Source organism: Xanthomonas phaseoli pv. dieffenbachiae (assembly GCF_008639345.1).
In the GTDB taxonomy this organism is placed as follows: domain Bacteria; phylum Pseudomonadota; class Gammaproteobacteria; order Xanthomonadales; family Xanthomonadaceae; genus Xanthomonas; species Xanthomonas phaseoli.
This window is the reverse complement of the sequence record NZ_CP041380.1, coordinates 2,906,554-2,924,624: the sequence shown is the minus strand read 5'-3', so window position 1 is coordinate 2,924,624 and position 18,071 is coordinate 2,906,554. Positions and strand designations below refer to the sequence as shown.

Annotated in this window: 15 protein-coding genes and 1 tRNA gene; 15 read left to right on the top strand and 1 reads right to left on the bottom strand. The window is 62.3% G+C overall.

What is annotated here, in order from left to right:
* Positions 1–9 precede the first annotated feature (9 nt).
* Positions 10–1,635 carry an alpha-amylase family glycosyl hydrolase gene (locus tag FLG15_RS13270; protein ID WP_209228208.1) on the top strand — a complete coding sequence of 542 codons (1,626 nt, stop codon included), beginning with the start codon at positions 10–12 and terminating at the stop codon, positions 1,633–1,635.
* Positions 1,636–1,898: 263 nt separating this feature from the next.
* On the opposite strand, the gene FLG15_RS13260 is transcribed toward FLG15_RS13270, so the two are convergent.
* Positions 1,899–3,020, bottom strand: a complete 1,122-nt coding sequence (locus tag FLG15_RS13260; RefSeq protein WP_057677541.1) for a LacI family DNA-binding transcriptional regulator — start codon at positions 3,018–3,020, stop codon at positions 1,899–1,901.
* 322 nt (positions 3,021–3,342) lie between these two features.
* On the opposite strand from FLG15_RS13260, the gene thrS reads away from it, so the two are divergent.
* The 14 genes from thrS to FLG15_RS13190 all read left to right on the top strand — a co-directional run bounded on the left by thrS (position 3,343) and on the right by FLG15_RS13190 (position 18,043).
* Positions 3,343–5,247 (top strand): threonine--tRNA ligase, encoded by a 1,905-nt coding sequence (gene thrS / locus FLG15_RS13255; protein ID WP_057677542.1) that lies wholly within the window; start codon positions 3,343–3,345, stop codon positions 5,245–5,247.
* A 48-nt stretch (positions 5,248–5,295) separates the two neighbouring features.
* Positions 5,296–5,838 (top strand): translation initiation factor IF-3, encoded by a 543-nt coding sequence (infC, locus tag FLG15_RS13250; protein WP_077708941.1) that lies wholly within the window; start codon positions 5,296–5,298, stop codon positions 5,836–5,838.
* 248 nt (positions 5,839–6,086) lie between these two features.
* Entirely contained in the window at positions 6,087–6,284 is a 198-nt protein-coding gene (gene rpmI, locus FLG15_RS13245; protein ID WP_002811096.1) for a 50S ribosomal protein L35, read from the top strand.
* Between the two features lie 10 nt (positions 6,285–6,294).
* The gene (gene rplT, locus FLG15_RS13240; protein ID WP_017157120.1) at positions 6,295–6,654 is read left to right on the top strand and encodes a 50S ribosomal protein L20; all 360 of its coding nucleotides are present in this window, start codon (positions 6,295–6,297) and stop codon (positions 6,652–6,654) included.
* A gap of 334 nt (positions 6,655–6,988) precedes the next feature.
* The gene (gene pheS, locus FLG15_RS13235; protein ID WP_008574581.1) at positions 6,989–7,984 is read left to right on the top strand and encodes a phenylalanine--tRNA ligase subunit alpha; all 996 of its coding nucleotides are present in this window, start codon (positions 6,989–6,991) and stop codon (positions 7,982–7,984) included.
* 115 nt (positions 7,985–8,099) lie between these two features.
* Entirely contained in the window at positions 8,100–10,478 is a 2,379-nt protein-coding gene (gene pheT, locus FLG15_RS13230) for a phenylalanine--tRNA ligase subunit beta (protein ID WP_150146533.1), read from the top strand.
* Between the two features lie 21 nt (positions 10,479–10,499).
* On the top strand, positions 10,500–10,799 hold the full coding sequence (locus tag FLG15_RS13225; protein ID WP_002811076.1) for an integration host factor subunit alpha: 300 nt from the start codon (positions 10,500–10,502) through the stop codon (positions 10,797–10,799).
* The gene (locus FLG15_RS13220; protein ID WP_005995911.1) at positions 10,780–11,136 is read left to right on the top strand and encodes a MerR family transcriptional regulator; all 357 of its coding nucleotides are present in this window, start codon (positions 10,780–10,782) and stop codon (positions 11,134–11,136) included. Before FLG15_RS13225 ends, FLG15_RS13220 begins: the two co-directional genes overlap by 20 nt.
* Before the next feature lie 61 nt (positions 11,137–11,197).
* Positions 11,198–11,274: transfer RNA gene (locus FLG15_RS13215), tRNA-Pro, on the top strand.
* 470 nt (positions 11,275–11,744) lie between these two features.
* Positions 11,745–12,443 carry a polysaccharide biosynthesis/export family protein gene (locus tag FLG15_RS13210; RefSeq protein ID WP_005914015.1) on the top strand — a complete coding sequence of 233 codons (699 nt, stop codon included), beginning with the start codon at positions 11,745–11,747 and terminating at the stop codon, positions 12,441–12,443.
* Positions 12,425–13,864 (top strand): GumC family protein, encoded by a 1,440-nt coding sequence (locus FLG15_RS13205; protein ID WP_017157116.1) that lies wholly within the window; start codon positions 12,425–12,427, stop codon positions 13,862–13,864. Before FLG15_RS13210 ends, FLG15_RS13205 begins: the two co-directional genes overlap by 19 nt.
* 243 nt (positions 13,865–14,107) lie before the next feature.
* Entirely contained in the window at positions 14,108–15,562 is a 1,455-nt protein-coding gene (locus FLG15_RS13200) for an undecaprenyl-phosphate glucose phosphotransferase (protein ID WP_057677544.1), read from the top strand.
* A gap of 94 nt (positions 15,563–15,656) precedes the next feature.
* Entirely contained in the window at positions 15,657–16,946 is a 1,290-nt protein-coding gene (locus FLG15_RS13195) for a polysaccharide biosynthesis protein GumE (protein ID WP_209228205.1), read from the top strand.
* Positions 16,943–18,043, top strand: a complete 1,101-nt coding sequence (locus tag FLG15_RS13190) for an acyltransferase family protein (RefSeq protein WP_150146527.1) — start codon at positions 16,943–16,945, stop codon at positions 18,041–18,043. Before FLG15_RS13195 ends, FLG15_RS13190 begins: the two co-directional genes overlap by 4 nt.
* The last annotated feature ends 28 nt before the right edge of the window (positions 18,044–18,071 follow it).

Here is an 18,071-nt window from a genome sequence, read left to right as displayed (position 1 = left end):
GGCGCGGCAATGGCGGCGCCTGCAACCAAGGACTACTACGGCACCCTGGAGCCGTTCGCCGCCGAGGCGGTGTACTTCGTGGTGACCGACCGCTTCGTCAACGGCGATACCGGCAACGACCATCGCGACCAGGGCGGGGCGCATCGCACCTTCGATGTGCCCACACCATGCGCCGACGGCAGCGAGGACAACATCGGCTATCTCGGTGGCGATTTCAAAGGCATCGTTGAGCATGCCGATTACATCCGCGACCTGGGCTTCGGGGCGGTCTGGATCACCCCGATCGTCGACAATCCCGACGAAGCGTTTACCGGCGGCAAGCCGATCACTTGCGGCAGCACGCTCAGCGACCATGGCAAGACTGGCTACCACGGCTATTGGGGCGTCAACTTCTACAAGCTCGACGAACATCTGCCCAGTCCGGGCCTGGATTTCGCAGGCTTCACTCGCGCCATGCATGCCAGCAAGCTAAAGGTCGTGTTGGACATCGTGGGCAACCATGGTTCGCCGGCCTACACCATGCCGCAGGCGCAACCCGGCTTTGGCAAGCTCTACGATGCACAGGGGCGCCTGGTCGCCGACCACCAGAATCTTGCGCCTGCGCAACTGGATCCCCAGCACAACCCGTTGCATGCTTTCTACAACACCGGCGGCGGGCTGGCGGAATTGTCCGACCTCAACGAAAACAATCCGGCAGTGCTGGATTATCTGGCCGGCGCATACCTGCAGTGGATGGAGCAGGGCGCCGATGCGTTTCGCATCGACACCATCGGCTGGATGCCGGATCGCTTCTGGCATGCCTTCGTGGCGCGCATTCGTGCAAAACGCCCTGGCTTTTTCATGTTCGGCGAAGCCTTCGATTACGACGCCAACAAGATCGCCGGGCATACCTGGACGCGCAATGCCGGCGTCAGCGTGCTGGATTTCCCGCTGAAACAGCAGATTGCCGCGGTGTTCGGTCATGAACAGGCCGGCTTCGAGAAGCTCTCCGCGCCCTTGTTCCTGCGTCAGGGGCCCTATGCGAACCCCTATGAGTTGATGAGCTTCTACGATAACCACGACATGGCGCGCCTGGATGCCAGCGATAACGGATTCATCGATGCGCACAACTGGTTGTTCACCGCCCGCGGCATTCCGGTGATCTATTACGGCTCGGAAATCGGCTTCATGCGCGGGCGCGCCGAACATGCCGGCAACCGCAATTACTTCGGCGCCGAGCGCATTCGCAATGCACCGCAGAGCCCGATCTTCGGCCCGTTGCAACGCATCGCCCAGGTGCGACGCAACACTCCGGCATTGCAGCGTGGCGTGCAGGTCGATGTGCAGTTACACGGCGATCAAGCCGCGTTCCTGCGTGTCTACCAGCATGCTGGTACAACCCAGACCGCATTGGTGCTGCTCAACAAGGCCGATACCGCAGCCACCATTCAAGTGAGGCGCTTCCTGCAGCCTGGCGCGTGGCGCGATGCAGTCAGTGGCGAGCAATTGCAGGTGCGGGGTGATTTCGCAACAGCGGTGCCGGCGCATGGCGTGCGCGTGCTGCTCTCGGACGCGCCGGTCACCGATCCCGCATTGCGCAAGCAACTCGACACGCAGATGGCCGAACAAGCCGCCCGCGACGCCCGCAACCACTAGGAGCGCCCCCGGGCGCTTTATGCTCGGGGCGCTACGCATGGGGCATCACCGATATCGGCAACGCCTCGCCGCGGCCGGGTCCGCTCCTGCAACGACATCAGCAGGTGGCGACCGATCGCGGCACACCGTGCATGCTGTCGCGATTCCCGATTCCCGATTCCCGGTTCCCGGTTCCCGGTTCCCGGTTCCCGATTCCCGAATCCCGAATCCCGAATCCCGAATCCCGAATCCCGAATCCCGAATCCCGAATCCCGAATCCCGAATCAGCGCCTGACCGCACCATCCGCCGCTCGACCCGTCATCGCATCGCCTGTCTCTGCGCCGGATGGCGCCCATCCCAGTGGCCGCTGCAGCCCGCTGCTGCGCGAGGAATCGCGGAGCGCCAGACGCACCGGAATCGTGCGGCTCTGCGCCGCCTCGCCACGAATCAGGGCAACCAGGCTTTCCACCAGCAGTGTGCCGGCCTGCTTGGTGTCCTGCTGCACGGTCGACAGCGCGGGCGCAACCGACGCCGCCAACGCAATATCGTCGAAGCCGCTGACCGCGACGTCCTGCGGCACCCGCAGGCCGCGCTCGCGCAGGGCGCGCATCGCACCGATCGCAATCAGATCGCTGGCTGCGCACACCGCATCGAACGCATTGCCGCTGTCCAGCAGTGCCAGGCACGCGGTGTAGCCAGACAATTCGGTGGTGATCGCATCGAACTGCAGCGCCGGATCGGCCGCCAAGCCATGCTGCGCCAGCGCAGCGGCATGGCCGCGGTAGCGTTCTTCGAATTCGGGATAATGGTTGGACGCGTGTCCGACAAACGCGATGCGCCGGCAGCCCTGCGCCAGTAGATGGTCGGTGATGTCCAGCCCGCCCTGGTAATTGTCGCTGCCGATCGAAATGCCGGGCTGGCCGGGCAGGGCCGCGCCCCAGCGCACGAAATGGGTGCCTTGCTCGACCAGCAGTTGCAGCCGCTGGCGCGACTCCTGGTAGTCGCCATAGCCCAGCAGGATGATGCCGTCGGCCTTGTTGCTGTCTTCGTAATCGGCCTGCCAATCCTTGGACAACTGCTGGAACGACACCAGCAGGTCGTAGCCCTGCAGCGCGCAGGCGCGGGTGATCGAGCCAAGCATGGAATGAAAGAACGGGTTGATCAGCGAATCGTCGGCGGTGGGGTCTTCGAAGAACAGCAGTGCCAGCGTGCCGGCATTGCGCAGACGGAGCGAGGAGGCGTTCTTGTCGACCTTGTAGTTCAGCTCGCGGGCGATGCGCAGGATGCGCTTGCGGGTTTCCTCGTTGACCATCGGGCTGCCGCGCAGTGCGCGCGACACGGTCGGCTGCGACACGCCGGCCAGGTAGGCGATATCCAGCGAGGTGGCTTTACCCTTGATGGTCATGGTTGGCAACGGCAGGACAGGTGGCCGGCATCATGCCATGCGCCCGCCAGCGCCGTGCCGCCATACGCAGCGGACGGCTGATTGGTTTACCATTCGCACCCAAGACCCCTTGCGAGAAGGTGGCCCGCGCCCCGCGCCGGCCCAGCGTGCGACATGAGCACTACCACCGCCCACCGCTGATCCTTGCCTGCGCCAGCGCGCAGAGCGCCTGCATGGCGCCGTCTTGCCCCACGTCCCGCATTCTCCTTCGAGCCTGACCAGCAATGGCCAGATCTCCCATGGCAGCCGACCGCTGCAGCCAGACCAGACCTCATTCTTGCCCATGATCAACATCACGCTCCCCGACGGCAGCCGCCGCGAATTCGAATCCCCCGTCTCGGTGATGCAGGTCGCCCAGTCGATCGGCGCCGGCCTGGCCAAGGCCACCATCGCCGGCCAGGTCGACGGCCAGCTGGTCGACGCCAGCGACGTCATCGACCATGACGCCAGCCTGCGCATCATCACTGCCAAAGATGCGGAAGGCGTGGAGATCATCCGCCACTCCTGCGCTCACCTGGTCGGGCACGCGGTCAAGCAGCTGTATCCCGAGGTCAAGATGGTGATCGGCCCGGTCATCGCCGAAGGCTTCTATTACGACATCTACAGCGAGCGCCCGTTCACGCCCGACGACATGGCCGCGATCGAGCAGCGCATGCAGGAGCTGATCGCGCAGGATTACGACGTGATCAAAAAGGTTACCCCGCGCGCCGAGGTGATCGAGGTATTCGCCCAGCGCGGCGAGGAGTACAAGCTGCGTCTGATCGAGGACATGTCCGAGGACATCACCGCGATGGGCCTGTACTACCACCAGGAATACGTGGACATGTGCCGCGGCCCGCACGTACCGAACACGCGCTTCCTCAAGGCGTTCAAGCTGACCCGCATCTCCGGCGCCTACTGGCGCGGCGACGCCAAGAACGAGCAGTTGCAGCGTATCTACGGCACCGCCTGGGCCGACAAGAAGCAGCTCGACGCCTACATCCTGCGCATGGAGGAAGCCGACAAGCGCGACCACCGCCGCATCGGCAAGGCGCAGGACCTGTTCCACCTGCAGGAAGAGGCGCCCGGCCTGGTGTTCTGGCACCCCAAGGGCTGGTCGCTGTGGCAGGTGGTCGAGCAGTACATGCGCAAGGTCTACCGCGACAGCGGCTATGGCGAAGTGCGCTGCCCGCAGATACTGGATGTGTCGCTGTGGCAGAAGTCCGGCCACTGGGACAACTACCAGGACGCGATGTTCTTCACCGAGTCGGAAAAGCGCACCTACGCAGTCAAGCCGATGAACTGCCCGGGCCACGTGCAGGTGTTCAACCAGGGCCTGCACAGCTACCGCGACCTGCCGATCCGCTACGGCGAGTTCGGCGCCTGCCATCGCAACGAACCCTCCGGCGCGCTGCACGGCATCCTGCGCGTGCGCGGCTTCACCCAGGACGACGGGCACGTGTTCTGCCTGGAATCGCAGATCGAATCCGAAGTCACCGCCTTCCACCAGCAGGCGCTGGCGGTCTACAAAGCGTTCGGCTTCGACGACATCCAGATCAAGATCGCGCTGCGCCCGGAGAAGCGTCTGGGCGACGATGCCACCTGGGACAAGGCCGAAGCTGCGCTGCGCAGTGCGCTGGGCGTGTGCGGGGTGGAATGGCAGGAGCTGCCGGGCGAAGGCGCCTTCTACGGCCCCAAGATCGAGTACCACCTCAAGGACGCCATCGGCCGCACCTGGCAGCTGGGCACCATGCAGGTCGATTTCATGATGCCGGGCCGCCTCGGCGCCGAGTACGTGGACGAAAACAGCCAGAAGAAGCATCCGGTCATGCTGCACCGGGCCATCGTTGGTTCCATGGAGCGTTTCATCGGCATTTTGATCGAGCACCACGCCGGTGCATTCCCGTCCTGGCTGGCCCCGGTGCAGGTCGTTGTCGCCAACATCACCGATGCTCAGGCTGAATATGTCGACTCGGTGCGGAAAACCCTTGCAAATCAAGGCTTCCGTGTCAGCGCCGATTTGCGTAACGAGAAGATCGGTTATAAGATTCGCGAGCATACGCTGCAACGCGTGCCATATCTGCTCGTGGTCGGCGACCGTGAGAAGGAAAATGGTGCTGTCGCCGTGCGGACCCGTTCAGGCGAAGATCTTGGGACCATGACGGTCTCGGCCTTCATCGAACGTCTGCAGGCAGAGCAGGCAGCGTGAGCCAACCCCGGCCGGTCTGGATGATCCGGATGCGCCGGTTCGATTCCTCTGGGAGATTGCAATATCAGTACCCCTGACAACAAACAGAACCGCAAGAACCAAGAAATCCGGGTGCCGCGCGTTCGCGTGATCGGCAGCGACGGAGAGATGGTCGGCGTGTTGTCGCGCGACGAAGCGCTCGCCAAGGCCGAAGAAGAAGGCCTGGATCTGGTCGAAATCCAGCCGCAGGCCGATCCGCCGGTCTGCAAGATCATGGATTTCGGCAAGTTCAAGTTCGAGCAGCAGAAAAAGGCCAACGAGGCCAAGAAGAAGACCAAGCAGGTCGAGATCAAGGAACTGAAGTTCCGCCCGGTCACCGACGAGGGCGACTATCAGATCAAGCTGCGCAACATGCGCCGCTTCCTGGAAGAGGGCGACAAGGTCAAGGTCAACATCCGCTTCCGTGGCCGCGAAATGAGCCACCAGGAGCTCGGTCGCGAGATGGCGGCCCGGATCGAGGCCGATCTGGGCGACGATATCGTCATCGAGTCGCGTCCGCGCCTGGAAGGGCGCCAGATGGTCATGATGATCGCGCCCAAGAAGAAGGTCTAAGGATCTTCTTCGTTGCTGCCCGGCCCCCAGCGGGGGCCGTTGTGGTTGCAGGATCAATCAGTTGCAACAATTCCCGGCAACGGGTAGACTGTGCGGCCCGGTTTTATCGGGGCGCCGCGCAAGCGGCACCAGGACCTGTCCGGATCGTGTTCGATCAAGGACTTACAAGCAGGCAAGGGCAAGGATGGAAAGCGTGGTCGCAAGACTGCCGCCCGTGTCAGTGACAAAACACCATCAAGGACATTGCAATGCCCAAGATCAAGACCAACCGGGCGGCGGCCAAGCGTTTCCGCAAGACCGCCTCCGGCAAGTACAAGTGCGGCCACGCAAACCGTAGCCACATCCTCACGAAGAAAGCGACCAAGCGGAAGCGCAACCTGCGGCAGACGAATCACGTCCGTGCCGAGGACGCAGGCCGTCTTGATCGTATGCTTCCCTATCTCTGAGGACTGAACCATGGCACGAGTAAAGCGTGGTGTGCAGGCGCGCCGCCGCCACAAGAAAATTCTGACCCTGGCGAAGGGCTACTATAACGCTCGCCGCAAGGTCTTCCGCGTTGCCAAGCAGGCGGTCATCAAGGCGCAGCAGTACGCCTACATTGGCCGTAAGCAGAAGAAGCGTAATTTCCGTTCGTTGTGGATCACCCGCATCAATGCGGCTGCCCGCATCAACGGCATGAGCTACAGCCGTTTCATGAATGGCCTGCTCAAGGCCGGCATCACCCTGGACCGCAAGGTGCTGGCTGATATCGCCGTGCACGACGCCGCCGGCTTTGCCGCGCTGGCCGAGAAAGCAAAGGGCGCGCTGGCGGCGTAAATGCAGGTCCCTCTGCAAGAGCCCGCACATCCATCTGCGGACTTCTTAATGAGATAGTCCCTCGCAAGAGTCCGCACGCTGTGTGTGCGAGTCCCTCGCAGGAGCCCGCACATCCATGTGCGGACTGCTTAGAAAAGCGGGTCATCGGATGTAGTCACACTTGGTGTGCGTGCCTTCGGTGAGATGAGACGCAGAGATGCAGGGGGAGGGCGCGAGTCCTTCCCCTTTTGCGTTTTAGCGAAGTGCCAAGTGGGCGATGACAGGTCAATGCAATGACAATGCGTTCCGGTGCATCCGGAAACACCGTTCGGTTAGCAGTTGAGGCGCAAGTGCAATGAGTGAGATTCAATCCCTGACCGAACGCGCGCTGGCCGATGTTGCCGCGGCGCAGACGCCGGACCAACTGGAAGCTTTGCGTGTCGCATTGCTGGGCAAGAGCGGCAGCATTACCGCCCAGCTCAAGCAGCTCGGGACGTTGCCGGCAGAGCAACGCAAGGCGGCTGGCGAGGCGATCAATCTGTCGCGCGACGCGCTGACTGCAGCGCTGGCCGAGCGCAAGCACACGCTGGAAACCGCCGCGCTGGATGCCCGTCTTGCCGGCGAACGCATCGACGTCACCTTGCCGGGCCGCCGCAGCGAGCGCGGCGGGCTGCATCCGGTCACGCGCACGCTGGAGCGCATCGTCGAAATCTTCGCCCGTCTCGGCTACGAGCTGTCGGACGGCCCGGAAATCGAGGACGACTGGCACAACTTCGAAGCGCTGAATTTCCCGCCGCACCATCCGGCGCGCGCGATGCACGACACGTTCTATTTCGGCGACGGACGCCTGCTGCGGACCCACACCTCCGGTGTGCAGGTGCGCTACATGGACGCACACAAGCCGCCGCTGCGCATGATTGCGGCCGGCAAGGTGTATCGCTCCGATTCGGATCAGACCCACTCGCCGATGTTCCATCAGGTCGAAGGCCTGTTGGTGGACGAGCACTCCAACTTCGCCGACCTCAAGGGCACCTTGTCCGAGTTCGTGCGCGCGTTCTTCGAGCGCGATTTCGAAATGCGCTTCCGCCCCAGCTATTTCCCGTTTGTGGAACCGGGCGCGGAAGTGGATATCGCCTGGCAGCAGCCGGACGGCAGCACGCGCTGGCTGGAAGTGCTGGGCTGCGGCATGGTGCACCCGAACGTGCTGCGTAGCGTCGGTATCGACCCCGAACGCTACACCGGCTTCGCCTTCGGCCTGGGCGTGGAACGCTTCGCGATGCTGCGTTATGGCGTCAACGACCTGCGCGCGTTCTTCGAGAACGATGTGCGTTTTCTTCGGCAGTTCGCCTGACGGCGGGGAGTGGTGATTCGGGATTGGGGATTGGCAACAGCGCCCCTGTTCCGCACCGTTCCGGCATGCTGCTTTATACGAATCTCCAATCCCGATTCCCGAATCCCGGCCTCTCATGAAATTCTCTGAAAATTGGCTGCGCAGCCACGTTCCTATCCAGGCCACGCGCGACGAACTGGCCGCGACGCTGACGGCGATCGGTCTGGAAGTCGAAGAGGTCACGCCGCTGGGCGAGTCGCTTGGTCAGGTGGTGGTGGCGCGTATCGTCGAGGCGGTGCGTCATCCGGAGGCCGATCGTCTGCAGGTCTGCAGCGTCGATGCCGGGCAGGGCGAGTTGCTGCAGATCGTGTGTGGCGCGCCCAATGCGCGTGCGGGTCTGGTGGCACCGTTGGCGCTGGTCGGTGCAAAGATCGGCGAGTTGACGATCACTGCGGCCAAGCTGCGCGGTGTGGCGTCCAACGGCATGTTGTGTTCGGCCAAGGAACTCGGCCTGGACAGCGATGCCTCGGGCCTGTTCGAGTTGCCGGACGATGCGCCGGTGGGGCAGGCGCTGGCGGAGTATCTGGGGCTGCCCGATGCCAGCATCGAGATCAAGCTCACGCCCAATCGTGCCGATTGTTTCAGCGTACGCGGCATCGCCTTCGACGTGGCCGCCGCGTGCGCCAGCGAAGTGGTGGCGTTCGACGCTGTTGCCGTGGCGCCGGTGTCCACGCGTACGCTGGCAGTGGAACTGGACGCCGGTAAAGATGCGCCGCGTTATTGCGGCCGTGTGATCGAAGGCATCGACCCGGCCGCCAAGACGCCGGTGTGGCTGGCCGAGCGCCTGCGCCGCAGCGGCGTGCGTCCGGTGTCGTTGCTGGTGGACATCACCCAGTACGTGATGCTGGAACTGGGCCAGCCGATGCATGCCTTCGACCTGGACACCTTGCAGGGGCCGATCGGCGTGCGCCGTTCCCGCGCCGGCGAGCAGCTGGCGCTGCTGGACGGCCGCCAGGTCACGTTGGACGATAGTTTTCTGACCATCACCGATGCCGGGCGTCCGGTTGCATTGGCCGGCTTGATGGGCGGGCTGGACACACGCGTCACCGAAACCACCCGTAACGTGTTCCTGGAGTCGGCGTACTTCGACCCTGCGGCCATCATGGGCCGTGGCCGCAAACTCGGCCTGCATACCGATGCCGGGCACCGTTTCGAGCGTGGCGTGGATCCGGCATTGCCGCCGCAGGCACTTGAAGTGGCGACGCGCCTGGTGCTGGAACTGGCCGGCGGTATGCCTGGCCCGGTGGTGCATGCGCAGCTGCCGGAGCATCTGCCGCAGCCAGCGCGCATCCGCTTGCGCCGCGCGCGCATTGCACGCGTGCTCGGTATCCAGATCGACGATGCCGACGTCGTGCGCATGCTGCGTGCGCTCGGCACGCACGTCGAGGCGGTTGCCGAAGGCTGGGAGGTGATGGCCCCGGGCCGTCGCTTCGATATCGCCATCGAAGAGGATCTCATTGAAGAGCTGGCGCGTATCCACGGTTACGACCGGGTGCCGACCACGCTGCCTGGTGGCGCCAGCCGCATCGCGATGCCGAGCGAAACCCGGCTGGACGAGCTCAGCGTGCGGCGCCAGCTGGTGGCGCGCGAGCTGCAGGAAACCATCAATTACGCCTTCGTCGATGCGGCCTTGCTGGAGCGTTGGCAGCTCACCGAAGGCCTGGTGCCGTTGGCCAACCCGCTCAGTGCGGAGTTGGCGGTCATGCGTCCGCGCCTGTTGCCGGGCCTGGTCGCCACGTTGGGCCGCAATGCGGCGCGTCAGGCTGGGCGGGTGCGGTTGTTCGAGCTGGGAAAGGTGTTCGCGGCTGCGGCCGATGCCGGTGCAGCACCCGACGAATCGCAACACGTTGCCGCGGCGGTGTGCGGCGATGCGCTGGCGCTGCAGTGGGGCGAGCCAGCGCGCAAGGTGGATTTCCATGACTTGAAGGGCGACCTGATGGCACTGGCTGCGGCCAGTGGCGCGCAGCTGGAGTTCCAGCCGTCGACGCAGCCGTTCGGGCACCCGGGCCGGTCGGCCGATATCTATCGCGACGGCGTCTGTATCGGCTGGATCGGGCAGGTGCATCCGCGTCTGGCCAAGGCGCTGGACATCGATGTGGACGTGATCGCGTTCGAGTTGCAGCTGATGCCCTTGACCCAGCGGACCCTGCCGCGCGCTGGCGAGCTGTCGCGTTTCCCTTCGGTGCGCCGCGATCTGGCCTTCCTGGTGCCCGACGAAGTGAGCTGGGCGGCAGTGTCGGCCAGCGTACGCACGACGGTCGGGCCATTGTTGCGTGAGGTGCAATTGTTCGACCGCTATGTCGGGCAGGGGGTCGAGCCAGGTTTCAAGAGTCTGGCTATGGGCTTGATTTTGCAGGATAACTCGCGCACTCTCACCGACCGGGACGTGGATGCGGTCGTCACCGATGTGGTGGCCGTGATCGAGCGCGAACATCGCGCCCGGATCCGGAGTTGAGGCAGTAACCAGGGGATTGGCATGGCATTGACGAAAGCGGAGATGGCCGAACGTCTGTTCGACGAGGTCGGTCTGAACAAGCGTGAGGCAAAGGAATTTGTCGACGCGTTCTTCGATGTGCTGCGCGATGCGCTGGAGCAGGGCCGTCAGGTGAAGCTGTCGGGTTTCGGCAACTTCGATCTGCGGCGAAAGAACCAACGGCCCGGTCGCAATCCCAAGACCGGCGAAGAAATTCCGATCTCGGCACGGACGGTGGTGACGTTCCGCCCCGGTCAAAAACTCAAGGAACGGGTGGAGGCTTATGCTGGATCCGGGCAGTAATCGCGAGCTACCGCCAATCCCGGCCAAGCGCTATTTCACCATCGGTGAGGTGAGCGAGCTATGCGACGTCAAGCCGCATGTGCTGCGTTATTGGGAAACCGAGTTTCCCAGCCTGGAGCCGGTCAAGCGGCGCGGGAACCGGCGCTACTATCAGCGCCATGACGTGCTGATGGTGCGTCAGATCCGCGGCCTGCTGTACGAGCAGGGCTATACCATCGGCGGTGCGCGCCTGCGCCTGGAGGGCGACGGTGCCAAGAGCGAGTCGGCGCTGAGCAATCAGATCATCAAGCAGGTGCGGATGGAGCTGGAAGAAGTCCTGCAACTGCTGCGCCGCTAGGAAAACGCTTCATAAAGCCGCTATAATGGCAGGCCGCCCTCGCGGCGGAACGCAGCATCTTCGGGGTATAGCGCAGCCTGGTAGCGCACTAGTCTGGGGGACTAGTGGTCGTCGGTTCGAATCCGGCTACCCCGACCAAACATTGAGCCCATGACGTCATGTCATGGGCTTTTTTGTTGCGCTGCAACATTGCATTTTTGTGTCGGCGACCAACTGGGCGAATACGCATATCGGCATATCGCGATGCAGCATGAACGGCGCACTAGCGCCCGCTTTTTGCGGTCCGGTTCGCTATGGACTTGGATCACGCAATGGTGCTAAGTGTCCGAAAACACTCCGAAACATTTTCTCCAGATTCAAACGTGGATCACGGTTCGTTAACGCGATATCGACGAACTTGAATCAATAGGCCAACGCTGTCAAAAAAATGGCGTGCGGTCTCTTGCGGTGCGATTTTTCTGTGCCATAGTGCAGTGCAACACGCCTTACCTGTCGTGATCCCGATGTCCCGGGATGAACCCTCTGTCGTACGTTCGTGCTGGCGTGTTTGGCCGGTTGAATGCTGCGCGAGCTCCTGTCCCACCCAACCGAGGCAGCCAGCCACACGCATGAAGAAACTGATCGGACGATTCTGCCAAGCGCTCAGCCTGGCGTTGATCTGCTCGATAACACTGGGCGCTTGCAGCACCGGTAAGGATATGGCGACCTCGTTGCCCCTGCCTGACCCGCTCGCAATGTCCGCAGTGCAGCCCGAGTATCGGCTCTCGCCAGGCGACCTGCTGCTGGTCAAGGTGTTCCAGATCGACGATCTGGAACGGCAGGTCCGTATCGATCAGAACGGCCACATTTCGTTGCCGCTGATTGGCGATGTGAATGCGGCCGGCATGGGCGTCGGCGAGCTGGAAAAGATGGTGGCCGACCGATACCGCAACGGCTACCTGCAAAATCCGCAGGTGTCGGTGTTCGTGCAGGAATCCAACGGCCGTCGTGTCACCGTGACCGGAGCGGTCGACGAGCCGGGCATTTATCCGGTGATCGGGGCCAACCTGACCTTGCAGCAGGCCATCGCGCAGGCCAAGGGCGTGAGTACGGTCGCCAGCCGCGGCAATGTCATCGTGTTCCGCATGGTCAACGGGCAAAAGATGCTCGCGCGGTTCGACCTGACCGAAATCGAGAAGGGCACCAACCCGGATCCTGAGATTTATGGCGGCGACATCGTGGTGGTGTACCGCTCGGATGCGCGCGTGTGGTTGCGCACCATGCTGGAACTGACTCCTCTTGTGATGGTGTGGCGCGCTTACCGATGAGCATGAATTCCGACAATCGTTTCTCTTCGTCGCAGCGTCACGGGCATCTCGAACTTGCCGATGTGGGGTTGCTCGACTACTGGCGCGCCCTGGTGTCGCAGCGTTGGTTGATTATCGCGATCGCACTGGCCGCACTGCTGCTGGCGCTGGCCATCACGCTGCTGATGCCGGAGAAGTACCGCGCGACCAGCACGCTGCAGATCGAACGCGATTCGCTGAACGTGGTGAACGTCGACAACCTGATGCCGGTGGAGTCGCCGCAGGACCGCGATTTCTACCAGACCCAGTATCAGCTGCTGCAGAGCCGTTCGCTGGCACGTGCAGTGATCCGCGAAGCCAAGCTCGACAAGGAGCCGGCGTTCAAGGACCAGGTGGACGAGGCACTGGAGAAGGCCGCGGCGAAAAATCCGGAGGCAGGCAAATCGGTCGATTCGCGTCAGGCGATCATCGAGCGCAGTCTCACCGATACGTTGCTGGCCGGCCTGGTGGTCGAGCCCATCCTCAATTCGCGACTGGTCTACGTCAATTACGACTCGCCGGACCCGGTGCTGTCGGCCAAGATCGCCAATACGTACGCGAAGATGTTCATCATCAGTACGCAGGAACGCCGCATGAAGGCGTCCTCGTTCGCGACCAAGTTCCTCGCCGAGCGACTGGAGCAGTTGCGCAGCAAGGTGGAAGATTCGGAGAAGTCGTTGGTTGCGTACTCGACCGACGAGCAGATTGTGTCGGTGGGCGACGACAAACCTTCGTTGCCGGCACAGAACCTGACCGATCTCAACGCCTTGCTGGCGTCCGCTCAGGATGCCCGTATCAAGGCCGAGGCCGCCTGGCGCCAGGCAGCCAGTGGCGATGGCATGTCGTTGCCGCAGGTGCTCAGCAGTCCGTTGATCCAGAGCCTGCGTAGCGAGCAAGTGCGTCTAACCACCGAGTACCAGCAGAAGTTGTCGACCTTCAAGCCGGATTACCCGGAGATGCAGCGTCTGAAGGCGCAGATCGAAGAGTCTCGTCGGCAGATCAACGGCGAGGTCGTGAATGTGCGCCAGTCGCTGAAGGCGACCTACGATGCGTCGGTGCACCAGGAGCAGTTGCTCAACGAGCGCATCGCCGGTCTGCGGAACAACGAGCTGGATCTGCAGGGTCGCAGCATTCGTTACAACATGCTCAAGCGCGACGTCGACACCAATCGTCAGCTCTACGATGCGCTGCTTCAGCGCTACAAGGAAATCGGTGTGGCAGGCAATGTCGGCGCCAACAACGTGACCATCGTCGATACCGCAGATGTGCCTACGTCGAAGACTTCGCCGAAACTGAAATTGAACCTCGCTTTGGGCCTGATCTTTGGCGTATTCCTAGGTTTGGCTGTGGCTCTGGTGCGGTACTTCCTACGTGTCAATGGGCCGGAAACACGGCCGAATTGACATCGTGATGTTGCAAAACGATGGTTAATTAAAGTGACAACTGATTCAGCGTGGAAAAGGTCGGATCCCGTATGTTTCGGGCTCCTTCGTTTGAAAGTTTGTCTCTGTTGAAACAAAGGGCTGTCGAGTGATCTGGGGTCGGTAGGTGTTACCGCGGTGATCGCTTGGCGGAGATGATTGAAAGCTCGCGTGCGATTCGTATGTTCCCCCGCATGCGTCGTATCGAGTTTGGAGGACATCCCCATGCTTTTGGCAGACTTGAGTAGCGCGACTTACACAACTTCTTCGCCGCGATTGTTGTCCAAATATTCGGCTGCGGCCGATCTGGTTCTGCGCGTCTTCGACCTGACCATGGTTGTGGTGTCCGGTCTGGTTGCTTATCGCATCGTGTTTGGCTCCTGGGTGCCGGCAGCGCCGTATAGGCTGGCGATCGCGACCACGCTGCTGTATTCGGTGATCTGCTTTGCGCTGTTCCCGCTCTACCGCAGCTGGCGCGGCCGTGGACTGTTGAGCGAACTGATGGTGCTGGGCGGCGCGTTCGGCGGTGTGTTCGCGCTGTTTGCCGTGCATGCGCTGATTGTGCAGGTGGGCGAGCAGGTGTCGCGCGGATGGATTGGCTTGTGGTTCGTCGGTGGCCTGGCCTCGCTAGTGGCGGCACGCACGGTGCTGCGCGGCTTCCTGAACCATCTGCGTACCCAGGGCGTGGACGTGCAGCGTGTGGTGGTGGTGGGGCTGCGTCACCCGGTGATGAAAATCAACCACTACCTGAGCCGTAACTCGTGGGTGGGCATGAACCTGGTCGGTTATTTCCGCACCCCCTACGACATTGCCGTGACCGAGCAGCGTCAGTCGTTGCCGTGCCTGGGCGAGCCGGATGCGTTGATCGACTACCTGAAGGAAAATCAGGTCGAGCAGGTGTGGATCTCGCTGCCGCTGGGCGAACGCGATCACATCAAGCAACTGTTGCAGCGCCTGGACCGTTACCCGATCAACGTCAAGCTGGTGCCTGACCTGTTCGATTTCGGTCTGCTCAATCAGTCTGGCGAGCAGATCGGCAACGTGCCGGTGATCAATCTGCGCCAGGGCGGCGTGGACCGCGACAATTACTTCGTGGTGGCCAAGGCGTTGCAGGACAAGATTCTGGCCGTGATCGCGCTGCTTGGCCTGTGGCCGCTGATGGCCGCCATTGCAGTGGGCGTCAAGTTGAGTTCGCCGGGCCCGGTGTTCTTCCGTCAGCGCCGTCATGGTCTGGGTGGCCGCGAGTTCTACATGTTTAAGTTCCGCTCGATGCGCGTGCATGACGACCATGGCACGACGATTCAGCAGGCGACCAAGAACGATGTACGTATCACGCGTTTCGGTGCGTTCCTGCGCCGTAGCAGCCTGGATGAACTGCCGCAGATCTTCAACGTGTTGGGTGGCAGCATGTCGATCGTCGGGCCGCGCCCGCACGCTGCGCAGCACAACACGCACTACGAGAAGCTGATCAACCATTACATGCAACGTCACTACGTCAAGCCGGGAATCACCGGTTGGGCGCAGGTGAACGGGTTCCGTGGCGAAACCCCGGAACTGCGGACGATGAAGAAGCGTATCCAGTACGACCTCGACTATATCCGCCGTTGGTCGTTGTGGCTGGATATCCGCATCATCGTGCTGACCGCTGTACGCGTGCTCGGACAGAAGACCGCGTACTGATGATGGTGGGGAGCGTGCGAGCTGGCGCGTCCGGCGCCGCGGGCGGCTGCATTGCAGCCGCTCCTTTCAAGCGGGCATATGCATGCTGATTCGAATGAGCGAGGAAACTCGCGTGCGCTGGCATAACCTGCTGATCGAGCTGACCTTGCTGGTCGGCGTGGGTTATAACCTGGTACTGGCATTCATCAACGCGAACGTGTTCACCGTGCGCCCGGTGATCACCTACGCGGTCGAGTTCATGGTCTACGCGGCGTGCTTCCTGCTTGGCCTGGGTTCGTTGAGCCGCAAGCGCATTGCCCTGATCGTCAGCGGACTCGGGTTGATCGTCACGCTGATGTTCGTGCGGTTTTTGGTGAACTGGCAGATCGACCCCAAGTTCTTCCGCGACGCGCTGGTGGTGTTCGCCTTCGTCGTGCTTGGCTCAGCCTACACCGGCTCGGTGCCCAAGCTGTTCATCCGCATGACCATCATCGTGTCGCTGGTTGCCGCATTCGAGCTGGCAATGCCGGTCAAATACGGCGATCTGATCAATCCGAAGAGCTTCTTCGTCAACGCGCGCGGCATGAGCGCCGAAGGCTTTTGGAACGAAGACAGTAATCTGTTCGTCAGCGCCACCCGGCCAGGCGAACGTAACTTCCTGCCGGGCTCCAATCTGCCGCGCGCCTCTTCGATGTTCATCGAGCCGGTGACGATGGGTAACTACATCTGCTTCTTCACCGCGACCGTGCTGGTGTTCTGGCGTTGGATGCGACCGGCGGCGCTGATCCTGTCGGTGGGGTTGATCGGCTTCATGATCGTGGCCTCAGACGGACGATTGGCGGCGGGCACCTGTGTCTTGATGGTGCTGCTGACGCCGCTATTGAAACGGTTGGACCAGCGACTGGCGTTCTTGGTGTTCCTGCTGGTGATCATGAGCGCATGGCTGCTGGTCTGGGTCACGGGCATCACCGCATACCAGGACACCACGATGGGGCGCGTGTTCTTCACCGTTTATTCGATGAATAACCTGTCGTTCGAATCCTGGATGGGGCTGGATTTTGCGCAGGCGTATCGTTACTTCGACAGTGGCATTTCGTACTTCATCGCATCGCAGTCGATCGTGGGCGTGCTGGCCTTCCTGCTGGCCTATTCGTTCCTGCTGCTGATGCCGAGCAAGGAAGGGCAGCTGTTCAAGAACCTGGCGATCTTCGCGTTCGCCTTGAGCTTGCTTGTCTCCAACGGCTACTTCTCGATCAAGACCTCGGCGTTGTGGTGGTTCGTCTGTGGCTACATGTGGCACATGCTGCCGACCTGGTCTGCGTCCGGCACGCAGACTGCTCTGATCAAGGACGATCCAGCGGCAGATGGCGCGCAGCTGCCGTTGCCTGCCGGAGCGGCACGGTGAGTGTGTCGGCAACGCCGGCATCGCCGTCGGCTTTGCCGGCCGCAGCCGCGCAGGTTGCAACAGGCGGTCGCGTCCGCGACCCGCGTATCGATGCCACCAAGGCCATTGCGATCCTGCTGGTGGTGTTCTGTCATGCCAAGGGCGTCCCACATGGCATGACCTTGTTCGCCTATAGCTTCCACGTGCCGCTGTTTTTCTTGGTATCCGGCTGGTTGGCAGCGGGTTATGCGTCGACCACGACTGGACTGGACAGGCGCTCGGTCGGCCGGCATGTACGCAGCTTGCTGCTGCCGTATGTCACGTTCTACCTGCTTGGCTATGCCTACTGGTTGCTGACCCGCAATATCGGCGAAAAGGCTGCGCGCTGGGGAAGTCACCCGTGGTGGGAGCCGATCGTCGCGATGTTCACCGGTATTGGCCCGGACCTGTATGTGCAGCCTCCGCTGTGGTTCTTGCCCGTCATGTTGGTAACCGTGGTGAGCTACATGGTCTTGCGCCGGCTGATGTCGCCGTTGCTGATCGTGGGGCTGACATTGATCGTGGCATGGTTCTGGATGAACTGGTTCCCCGCCCAACATTTGCGGATTTTTTTCGGTTTGGATGTGCTACCGGTGTCGCTCTGCTATTACGCATTGGGCGCCTTGCTGATCTACGTTTCGCCACGCCTGCCAACCTCCTTGGCCGGAAGCGCGCTGGCAACGGTCGTGTTGGCATTGGCATTGGCGGTGGCCTGGTTGGCCGTCGCCAACGGGCGAATCGACGTCAACATGCTCGAATTCGGACGCAACCCCGCGCTGTTCCTGGTGAGCGCGTTGCTTGGTTCGTTGATGGTGATCTGCGCGGCGCGGCTGGTACAGCATTGGGCGTGGCTGCAGTGGATCGGCCGCAACACCTTGCTGATTCTCTGTACGCATATGTTGGTGTTCTTCGTGCTCTCCGGTGTTGCCGCTTTGGCTGGTGGATTTGGCGGTGCGCGTCCGGGGCTTGGTTGGGCGGTGTTTGTCACGCTGTTCGCATTGGCCGCCAGCGTGCCGCTGCGTTGGATCCTGATGCGCTTCGCGCCGTGGGCGCTGGGTGCGCGTCGGGTGGCGGCATGAGCGGCGCCTTGGCATGACACGCGAATTC